The 9,842-nt window shown below is 71.7% G+C and carries 7 protein-coding genes and 2 pseudogenes; 6 read left to right on the forward strand and 3 right to left on the reverse strand.

The window, feature by feature from the left end:
- The 3 genes and pseudogenes from ACTIDRAF_RS34780 to ACTIDRAF_RS0205410 form a co-directional block, all read left to right on the forward strand.
- Positions 1-205 (forward strand): annotated as a pseudogene (locus tag ACTIDRAF_RS34780) (DUF3558 domain-containing protein); the annotation flags it as partial.
- Between the two features lie 969 nt (positions 206-1,174).
- Entirely contained in the window at positions 1,175-2,512 is a 1,338-nt protein-coding gene (locus ACTIDRAF_RS0205405; RefSeq protein ID WP_016697694.1) for a phenylacetate--CoA ligase family protein, read from the forward strand.
- A 13-nt stretch (positions 2,513-2,525) separates the two neighbouring features.
- The gene (locus ACTIDRAF_RS0205410; RefSeq protein WP_016697695.1) at positions 2,526-3,194 is read left to right on the forward strand and encodes a TetR/AcrR family transcriptional regulator; all 669 of its coding nucleotides are present in this window, start codon (positions 2,526-2,528) and stop codon (positions 3,192-3,194) included.
- Here ACTIDRAF_RS0205410 and yczE read toward each other — a convergent pair.
- The 3 genes from yczE to ACTIDRAF_RS0205425 form a co-directional block, all read right to left on the reverse strand.
- Positions 3,167-3,880: a membrane protein YczE gene (gene yczE, locus ACTIDRAF_RS0205415; RefSeq protein WP_211215275.1), complete on the reverse strand. Its 714-nt coding sequence runs from the start codon at positions 3,878-3,880 to the stop codon at positions 3,167-3,169. The two genes, ACTIDRAF_RS0205410 and yczE, sit on opposite strands and share 28 nt — an antisense overlap.
- Before the next feature lie 217 nt (positions 3,881-4,097).
- On the reverse strand, positions 4,098-5,285 hold the full coding sequence (locus tag ACTIDRAF_RS0205420; RefSeq protein WP_026065807.1) for an LVIVD repeat-containing protein: 1,188 nt from the start codon (positions 5,283-5,285) through the stop codon (positions 4,098-4,100).
- Between the two features lies 1 nt (position 5,286).
- Complete coding sequence (locus ACTIDRAF_RS0205425) at positions 5,287-5,592, reverse strand: hypothetical protein (protein ID WP_016697700.1); 306 nt, start codon at positions 5,590-5,592, stop codon at positions 5,287-5,289.
- 380 nt (positions 5,593-5,972) lie between these two features.
- Between ACTIDRAF_RS0205425 and ACTIDRAF_RS0205430 the strand changes: the two genes are divergently transcribed.
- From ACTIDRAF_RS0205430 to ACTIDRAF_RS34790, 3 genes and pseudogenes are all read left to right on the forward strand, one after another.
- Complete coding sequence (locus ACTIDRAF_RS0205430; protein WP_016697701.1) at positions 5,973-6,812, forward strand: M23 family metallopeptidase; 840 nt, start codon at positions 5,973-5,975, stop codon at positions 6,810-6,812.
- A gap of 490 nt (positions 6,813-7,302) precedes the next feature.
- Positions 7,303-7,896 (forward strand): annotated as a pseudogene (locus ACTIDRAF_RS35655) (class III lanthionine synthetase LanKC N-terminal domain-containing protein); the annotation flags it as partial.
- Between the two features lie 451 nt (positions 7,897-8,347).
- On the forward strand, positions 8,348-9,842 hold a 1,495-nt coding region (locus ACTIDRAF_RS34790; protein WP_016697703.1), incomplete at its 3' end, for a phosphotransferase.

The raw sequence follows: 9,842 nt of genomic DNA on the forward strand, positions 1-9,842 counted from the left end.
CGAGGAAATCAGCGTGGGACCGTTGCGGGCGCTCCGCATCATTGTGAAACCCCCATCGGAACATTGTCAGATTTCGTTGGACTTGAGCGAGCAGGCCCACGTGTCCGTTTTTGTAACTTACGCGGAGACAACCGAGCAGGCGTGCGCCATAGCGGAGGACACCGCAGCGGCGGTGGAGCCGTCGTTGCCTCGGTCTGCGGACTGATCAGGCCGACCATGGTGTCCCCGGGTCCCGGACGTTCCGAATCCGGCACGTCCGCATCGCTGGCGCGCCGAGGGCACTGTCCTCGTTCCTCCCTCGGTGTGGGCTGTGGGCAATGTCATCCGCAATGCCCGTGGTGGGGGTGACGGTGGGCAGTTCGCCTCCATGCCGTCACGCAATGGACTGGAAGGGCCAGCGTCGTTAAGCCTGGTTGGCCCGCTATCCCAAGGACCGTCCTGCCCACATCGAGACGTTGACGGGGTTGGCGACGGCCAGGTCTTAGCGGGTCAGGCCCGTGCGGTCGAGCTCCGCTGCGGCTCCGCTGGTGAGGGTTCCAGCGTCAACACTGCTGAGAGCGAGAACAGGCTCGTAGCCGCCATATGGCACCGGCTGGCCGCCTACACCACTGACCACGCCGGCTGAGTTCGCAACGTCACCGATTCGGCCAGCACTGAGAATTCGCCCCAGGGAGCGCGGCAGCATCCACCGACACCCTTGTCAACAGTGCGCTCAACCTCTGCTGATCCTTGACACCGCGCCCTAGCGCTGCGTTACTGGGACCGAGGTTCCCCACCGACCATTCGGTCGGGTACAGGGCGGGAGGGCTCGGTGTCGAACCCGGTTCCGCGCCGAGGCACTCGGCGCCCCGACCAGGTCTTCCGCCTCGCCCACTGTTCCGAGGGCACCGGGGCCGGCCCGGGACGGCGGGCGGCGGGACGCGCGCACACCGTGGCGGGTCGGCCACTTCCCGGGCGCTGGCACGAGCTTCCCAGCAGGCGGTCCCGAACGGATCCCGGCGGACCACCACCGGCCCACCGGGGACCACCACCGGCCCACCTCTGGGGTGGAGACCGGGTTCCGCCGCGACGAATGCGACGCCACCCCTCGCCGCCGGACCACCCCTCGCCGCCGGACCGTCCCACGCCGCCGAACCGACTGCACCGGACGAGCCACCGGGACAGGAGCGCACGCATGACCGACCAGCCCATCCACTCCGATTCGCCGTCCCGCACCGGGCGCGGGGCGCCGGGGGAACGTCCCCGGCTCTCCGCCGACGAACTGGCGGCGCTCCAGCTGGTCCGGCTGCGGTGGACGCTGCGGCACGCCTACGACAACGTGCCCTTCTACCGGCGCCGCTTCGACGAGGCCGGGGTGCGTCCGGAGGACTGCCGGTCGCTGTCGGATCTCGCTGGGTTCCCCCACACCACGAAGGACGACCTCCGCCGGAACCACCCGTACGGGATGCTCGCCGTCCCTCCCACCGACCTGCGCCGCATCCACGCCTCCAGCGGGACCACCGGCGTCCCCACCGTCGTCGGCTACACCCGGCGAGACCTCGACATGTGGGCCGAGGTGGTGGCGCGGTCGCTGCGGGCCGCGGGGGCACGGCCGGGGCAGCGCGCGCACATCGCCTACGGCTACGGCCTGTTCACCGGTGGCCTCGGCGCGCACCACGGCGCGGAACTCCTCGGTTGCACCGTCATCCCCGCCTCGGGTGGGATGTCGGCCCGCCAGGTGCGGCTCATCCGGGACCTGCGACCGGAGATCGTCCTGGCGACCCCGTCCTACCTGTTGACCCTGCTCGACGAGTTCGACCGGCAGGGCGTGGACCCGCGGGACGCCGGGCTCCGGACGGGCGTGCTGGGCGCCGAACCCTGGACTGAGGGGATGCGCGCGGAGATCGAGGGCAGGTCGGGGTTGACCGCCGTCGACATCTACGGGCTGTCGGAGATCATCGGTCCCGGGGTCGCCCAGGAGTTCCCGGAGGCCGTCGGCGCGTTGCACGTCTGGGAGGACCACTTCTACCCCGAGGTCCTCGACCCGGGCGGGACGCCGGTCGCCCCGGGCGAGCGAGGGGAACTGGCCATCACGACCCTGACCAGGGAAGCCATGCCCCTCATCCGTTACCGGACCGGTGACCTGTCCGCCCTGACGCCCGGCGCCGGCGTCCCGTTCCGGCGCATGGCGCGGATCACCGGTAGGACCGACGACCTCCTCATCCTGCGAGGGGTGAACCTCTACCCCACGCAGGTCGAGGAACTCGTGCTCCGAACCCGGGGGCTCTCCCCGCACTTCGTGCTGGAACTCACCCGGGAGGCCAGGTTGGACCAGCTGACGATCCGGGCCGAGGCGGTGTCCGGTCTCGCCGCGGACCGCTGGCCAGCCGTGGGCGGGGAGCTGTCCGACCTGGTTCGCGGCGAACTGGGCCTGCGGGTCGGGGTGGAGGTGGTGGCACCGGGCACGCTGGAACGGTCCTCGGGGAAGGCACGACGCGTGCTCGACAACCGTGAGACCACGGGGCCGGCCTGAGACACTGACCGCCATGACCGACGGGCCCGCCGAACGCGCCAGCCGCCGGGGACGCCCCGGCTACGACCTCGACTCGCTGCTCACCGTCGCGGTGACGGTCTTCAACGAGCGCGGGTACGACGGCACCAGCATGGAGGACCTGGCCAGCCGGCTGGGCATCACGAAGTCGGCGATCTACCACCACGTGGCCGGGAAGGAGGAGCTGCTCCGGCTCAGCGTGGACCGGGCGCTGGACCAGCTCTTCGCCGTGGTCAACGAACCCGGTGCCCAGCAGGGCCCGGCGATCGACCGCCTGGAGTACGTGGTGCGCCGCAGCATCGCGGTGCTGGTGGACGAACTCCCGTTCGTGACCCTGCTCCTGCGGGTGCGGGGCAACACGGCGGCCGAGCGGCGGGCGCTGGCCCGCCGCCGCGAGTTCGACCGGTTGGTCAGCGACCTGGTGGAGCGCGCCGAGAGCGAGGGCAGCATCCGGCGGGACGTGGACCCCGCGCTGACCAGTCGTCTGCTCTTCGGCATGCTCAACTCGATCATCGAGTGGTACCGGCCCCGCCGGGGTCTGACCGCCGTCGACCTGGCCGACGCCTTCGTCAAGATCGCCTTCGACGGCCTGCGGAGCCGCCCGGACGCGGCGTTGTCCGTGGCGCCGGGCCCCGGTCAGACGGGTTCGCCGGCGGGGGCGTGACGTGCGGCCCCGGCCGCCTCACCGACGGCTTCCGGGGTGAACCAGCCCGGCACCGGGGGCGCCGGTTCCGGGTCCGGCGCCGGGGCCGGCGCTGCCGGTGGGACCCGCAGCCTCGGCACGAAGAAGTGCACCAGGGGCCCGATGGCCAGGGCGAAGACCACTGTTCCGACCCCGACGGTGCCGCCGAGTGACCACCCGACGCCCAACGCGGCGACCTCGATGAGCGTCCGGGCCCTCCGCACCGGAACGCCCCGCGCCGCCAGCCCGGTCATCAGGCCGTCCCGGGGGCCGGGCCCCAGACCGGCTCCCAGGTACATCGCCGTTCCCACGGCGTTGATCACCAGTCCGCCGAGCAGGAACCCCACCTTGGCCGGGAGCTGGTCGGGAACCGGGACCCACTCGATCACGGTGGCCATGATGGGTCCCACCAACAGCACGTTGTGGACGGTGCCGAACCCCGGGCGCTGCCGCAGCGGAATCCACAGCGCGAGCACCAGGGTGGACACGCCGATCACCACCCACGCCAACGGGAGGCCGGTGCTCCCGGCCAGTCCCTGGTGCAGCACGTCCCACGGGTTCAGGCCGAGTTCCGCCTGGAACATCAGCCCGAGTCCGCCACCGAACAACAGCAGTCCGAGGTAGAGGTTCAGCACGCGACGCAGCCGCGTGCCGGTCCGCCCAGCCAATTACATCCCCCTGCATGGCATGTCAAGTCCCTGTTATCACACTGTATAGGCAGGGGAGACAGCGTCGCGACCGGGTTTGTCCACTCCGTTCCGCCCACAGCTGACGGTCGGTGACGACAGGGCCGCGCCGGATCGTCCTGTGTGGAACGACTTGCGGTGTATCCGCTGGTCGGACCCACGGGAGCGGGACGGCACGGCTCCCACGCGCCACCGTGGGTCACCGCATGGCGTCAGGTACCGAGAAGACGACGCGACTGCCCGGGTACTCGGTGTGGGTCCAGGCCCGCCCACTGTCGGCCTCGTAGGAGATGTCCTCCGGTCCGATCGGCAACGCGGAGGAACTGCTGGCGACCCCGACCTGACCCCGGTAGAGCAACCCACCGGTGTTCCGCCCCCGGCTCCGTACCATCAGGAAGGTGTCGTCGTGCGACACGGCACCCTGCAGGTTGGTGTGCGGCGAGCGGTAGGCCGCGTCGGCGGCGACCGTGCCGGCCGAGTCGACCGTCAACAGCCCGGTGTCGGTGTCCAGCGGCCACCGCACGAGGCGCGCACCGGGCACCCCGTCGTAGTACTCCCCCGTCAGCAGCGAGGGCGGCGAGGTCGACCGGTCCACCGCCAGGTACGAGTAGCACAGCGGCTGGTCCAACGAGTCCGGCGGCCGCACGCAACCCCCGGTCTGCGTGTACGCCCCCACCTGGGGAACGACGTACCGGTAGTCGTGGGCGTAGTACCGGCCGTCGGACCCCAGGCCGATGCGGTCCTTCGACGCATCACCCTCGGTGCGCCAGACCGTGCGCAGGTCGAACACCCGGATTCCCCGGGAGGTGTCCACGACGTACAGGTGGTCGCCGTACCAGGCGAGGCCGCCGGCGTGGATGTTCACCGCCCGGAAGTCGTCGGTGCTGGTCGGTTCGACCAGCAGCACGTGCCGGTAGCGGGGCGCGGCCGGGTCGTCGTAGTCCACGAACGACACCCGCACCCCCTTGTCGTCGGTGTTGTACCAGCTCACGAGGAGGGCGCGGTGGCCAGCGTAGGACCCGTCCCCGGTGGCGTCCCAGGACGCGGTGATGCCCTGCGGGTACCACTCCGGGGTGCCGTCGTCGCCGGTGTTCCAGCAGAACCCGGTGGCCCCGGCGACTCCCGTGGGGTGGCACAGGCCCCGCGCCTCCCGGTTGGCGTCGGCGAACACCTCGGCGACGCTGGCCTGGGTCACCCGGGTCTCGAGCCCGGCGATGCGTTCGCCGTAGGTGTCGAAGGTGCCGTTGTCGGAGAGCCGGTAGGGGTCGCTGGGGATGGTCGTCAGCGTCGTCTGCGCCGGGGTGACGGCCTCGCCAGGCTCGGCGCCGGCCACGAGTGATGCTCCCGCCACGGTGGCGGCGGTGAGCAGTCCGATCAGTCTCGTCACGTCAGTCCGTCCCATCACTGGTCGGCCCGCACCCGGTCACGTCCCACGCTCCGCCACCGGTCGGTTCGGCGGCCCGTGCCTCGTCGGGCCCACCGGGGGCTGTGCCGGGAACGGGCCAGCGCACGGGTTGGTCGTCGAGGGTGGATGTGGACCTGGGATCATCCCGCCGCCGTACCACCACCACGACACCGGTGTTCCCGCTGGTCGTGGCGGTCGGACCGAGATCGGGCACGCCGGGCGGCGGGCGTTGCTCGATCTGCGCGCGCAGCCAGAGGGTAACCAGCTGGGGTCTGATCGCGGAAGTCATTCACCACAGTCCGGGGGATGACCGGGGTCGCCGCCTCCACCGTCCACCCGAGGACCCGCCCCGAACCCTCCACCGTCCGGTGTGGTGCCCCGCACCGACCCGACACGTCCACACCGGCGCTCCCCGGGCCAAAAACGGGGCTGCGTCCAGCTAAAGCCCCGACAAAGATCCACTTCCCGCGCGGCGAGCCACCCGGCCGCAACGCCGCAGCACAATCGGGGTGGCCGACCACCGGCGGCGGCTGCCCGCCGGGCGCCCTACGCCGTTCGCCTCCGCCGGCGTCCGAGCGAGGGGCTGTCGGATTCGCGCCCCCTGTGATCACATGACCACTCCCTGCCAGCGGCGAGGTCTCCGCTGGTGAACCCGTCGGGAGGACGCTGATGTACAGACGTCTGGCGGCGCTCGTCGCCGCAGTGGCCATCTCCGCCGTCGGCCTGGTCATCAACCAGGGCGAGGCCCAGGCAGCACCCAACTTCCGGCTGCCCTTCGAGTGCGGTGAGACCGTCACCGCGAACACCCGCGCCAACCACAGCCCAGCACAGGCGATCGATTTCCAGCGGGGCAACATCAACGGGCTGCCCGTCGTCGCCTCGGCCGCCGGCACGGTCTCCCGGGTGGAGAACACCGGGAACACCAGCTACGGCCGGTGGATCGAGATCAACCACGGCGACGGGTGGAGGTCCCGCTACGCGCACCTGTCCTCGCAGGCGGTCTCGGTGGGACAGCGGGTGACGCAGGGCCAGCGGATCGGCAACGTGGGTTCGACCGGCGGGTCGACCGGGCCGCACCTGCACTACGAGCACCTGCAGAACGGGTCCCCGGTGCGGATCAACACCATCGACGGGCAGCGGATCACCTACTACGGCAACACCACGGTCACCGCCTGCGGCGGCGGTAACCCCTACACCCCGCAGCAGGCCTGCGGCACCGGGTACGGCGTGATCAACCAGCGCGCCCTGGGCTCGGCGGCCACTGTCTACCTGCTGTACAACGCCTCGAACGCGCACAACTGCGTGGTGACGATGAAGCAGAGCTCCATCGGCACGCCCACCGCGACCTCGGCGTTCCTGGAGGTCCAGGGCAAGTCGCGCAAGACCGATTCCGGCTCGTTCTCCTACTACGCCGGGCCGGTTCGCGACGCCGCCCCCGCCACCTGCGTCAAGTGGGGCGGCTCGGCGGGCGGCCAGTCCTGGGAGAGCCCCTTCCAACACTGCGGCTGAGCCACCGCTCCACCACTGGCCGGTCCGCGTGCCCCAGGGCACCCGGGCCGGCCTCCGCGTCTCCCGGCACCGCCCCGGACCGACCGTCCCCACGGCACACCGCCGCAGCTCTCCTCCTCGACCGTGATCACTTCGCCCACCGAGCGCCACGTTCGACTACTCACCGTAGTTACCTGTGGGGCAGGTGGCCGTCAGTCATTCACACCGGCGGGCCGAGGCGCTCCCCCGCTGGTCCCCACGGTCGCCACCACCGGTACCCGTCATATCGGACGGACTCCGGGGTTTCCCGGTGGGAAAATCACCCCACCGCACTTCACTCGGCTGAATCCCACAACCGGGTGCACCCCACCGCCCGCTATGACTCAATGCCGTCAAATTCCCGTCACAGTCCGGCACTGATGGAGCAGTCGATTCACATCTTCGGCGTCTTGGCCGGTGCTCCCCGTCGTGGGGAAATGTCCTGGCACCGGTCACGGGAGGGACACCACAGATGGATTCACGGTACGAGGCGTACTGCTTCGCGAATCCGTTCTTCTACGACGTCCCCTCCCAGGACGGCCCGGAAGCGGCCGGTTTCCTGGCGGAACTGCCATCACCACCGGATGACTGGGACGTCACCACCCGCGACGTCTGGCAGGTCCTCCGCCCCTCGGGCACGTCGATGGCCGCGCAGGGCTGGAAGATCCACGTCTCGGCGACCCTGGCCAACGCCCGGCACGTCCTCGTCGTCGTCTACCAGCACTGCCTGACCACCGGCACACCCCTGAAGTTCCTGCGCACCGAGGACATCCTCCTCGCGCGGAACTCCAAGTACGCCGCCCGGGAGTCCAGCGGGAAGTTCATCACCGTCTACCCGCCGGACGAGCGGTCGCTGCGCGACACGGTGGAGACGCTGAACGACCTCCTGCACGGCCAGGCCGGCCCGTTCGTCCTCAGCGACCTCCGGTACGAGTCCGGACCGCTCTACCTCCGCTACGGCGGGTTCCTCGAACAGTGGGTCACCGGCGAGGACGGGGAACCCGTCCCCGCGATCACCCGCCCCGACGGAACCCTCGTCCCCGACCTCCGACGCCCCGTGTTCCACACCCCGGACTGGGTGGAGATCCCGCCGTTCCTGCGGCCCCAACTCGCCGCGCGCAAGGCGGAGGCCGCCGGCGAACAGCCCTTCACCATCGAACGCCCCCTGCACTTCTCCAACGGGGGCGGCGTGTACCGGGCGGTCCGCGTCCGCGACGGCCGTCCCGCCATCCTCAAGGAGGCGCGTCCGCACGCCGGGCTCGACCGCGACCGCCGGGACGCCGTCGCCCGCCTCCACCAGGAGCACCAGGCGCTCACCGCCCTCGACGGGGTGCCCGGCCTCCCGGCGGTCCTGGGCCGCTTCCGGTACTGGGAGCACGAATTCCTCGCCCTGTCCGTCCAATCCGGAATCCCGCTCGGGCAGTGGCTGGCCCGGCACTACCCGCTCAGCCGCCCGCACTCCACCCCCCAGCGAACGCGCCGCGTTCACCGACCGCGCGCTCCGCATCCTCGACCAGGTGGAGACGCTGCTGAGCCGGATCCACGACCGGGGCTACGTCTACGGGGACCTCCACGACCGCAACATCCTCGTCGACGAGGACGACCGGGTCTCCCTCATCGACTTCGAACTGGCCCGCCCCGCCGCCGAGGCCACCCGCTCCGCGCTCGGCGCCCCGGGGTTCGCCGCACCCCCGGACCGGGTCGGCGTCGACGCCGACCGCTACGCGGCCGCCGTCCTGCGACTGTGGATGTTCCTCCCCATGACGGCGCTCACCGCCCTGGACCCGGGCAAGGCCGAGACCTTCGTCCGCTTCGCGGTCCGGTCGTTCCCCCTGTCCAGCGCCGAGTTCGGCGACGCCGTGCTCGGCCAGCTCCGCCCCCGCACCTCGACGGCCCCCACCGACGCACCGCCGCCCTCGGCGGGCCTGCGCGCACTCGCCTCGGACCGGCCCGACTGGGCCTCGGTGCGCGAGTCGGTGGCCACGGCGGTCCTGCGCAGCGCGACCCCGCACCGCCAGGACCGGCTGTTCCCCGGCGACATCGACCAGTTCCGGCTCGGCGGCGACACCCTCGGCCACGGCGCTGCCGGCGTGCTCCACGCCCTCGCCGCCACCGGCCACGGCCGGCACCCCGAGCACGAGACGTGGCTGGTGGACTCGGTCCGCCGCAACCCGCCGCGCCGCCCGGGTCTCTACGACGGAGCGCACGGCATCGCCCACGTCCTGGAGGACCTGGGACGGCACGAACTGGCCGACGAACTCCTCACCGAGTTCGACCCGCTGCTGCCCGGCCTCACCCGGCACGGCCTCGGTTCGGGCCTGTCCGGTATCGCCCTGAACCTCCTGCGCTTCGGCGAACGCCGAGCCGACCCCGCCCGCATTGACCAGGCGCTGGCCCTCGGTGAACGGCTCCTCGCCGCGATTCCGCCGTCGGCCGCCACCGGCTCCAGGGGCAAGGGGCGCGCCGGCTTGCTGCACGGTTGGTCGGGACCGGCCCTGCTGTTCCTGCGGCTGTTCGAACACACCGGGGAACGGCGGTGGCTGACGGCCGCCGAGGACGCCCTGGCCGCCGACGTCGCCGAGTGCGGGGAGAACGAGCACGGTGCGTTGCTCGTCCGCGACGGCGCCACCCGCATGCTGCCCTACCTGGAGGTGGGCAGCGCCGGCATCGTCGTCGTGCTGGAACAGCTGGCCGAACACGCCCCGGACAGCCCCACCGTCGACCGGCTGCCCGCCCTGCGCCGCGCGTTGCTCGGCGAGTTCGCGATCCAACCCGGGCTGTTCCTGGGCCGAGCGGGCCTCATGGTGGCGCTGGCCGCCGCGATCCGCCGCGACCAGGACCCGGAACTCGTGGCCGCGCTGCGCCGGCACCGGGACCGGCTCGCCCTGCACGCGATCCCGCACGGGGGTGAGATCGCGTTCCCCGGCAACCAGCTGCTGCGGCTGTCGATGGACCTGGCCACCGGCGGCGCCGGTGTCCTGCTGGCGCTCGCCGCCGCCGAGGGCGACCTCC

It is taken from the genome of Actinoalloteichus spitiensis RMV-1378 (assembly GCF_000239155.1).
In the GTDB taxonomy this organism is placed as follows: Bacteria; Actinomycetota; Actinomycetes; order Mycobacteriales; family Pseudonocardiaceae; genus Actinoalloteichus_B; species Actinoalloteichus_B spitiensis.

Excerpts from the sequence above, each read along its gene's own strand:
- ACTIDRAF_RS0205410 (WP_016697695.1), top strand. The coding sequence starts at position 2,526 with ATGACCGACGGGCCCGCCGAACGCGCCAGCCGCCGGGGACGCCCCGGC.
- ACTIDRAF_RS0205425 (WP_016697700.1), bottom strand. The coding sequence starts at position 5,592 with ATGACTTCCGCGATCAGACCCCAGCTGGTTACCCTCTGGCTGCGCGCG.
- ACTIDRAF_RS0205430 (WP_016697701.1), top strand. The coding sequence starts at position 5,973 with ATGTACAGACGTCTGGCGGCGCTCGTCGCCGCAGTGGCCATCTCCGCC.
- ACTIDRAF_RS0205405 (WP_016697694.1), top strand. The coding sequence starts at position 1,175 with ATGACCGACCAGCCCATCCACTCCGATTCGCCGTCCCGCACCGGGCGC.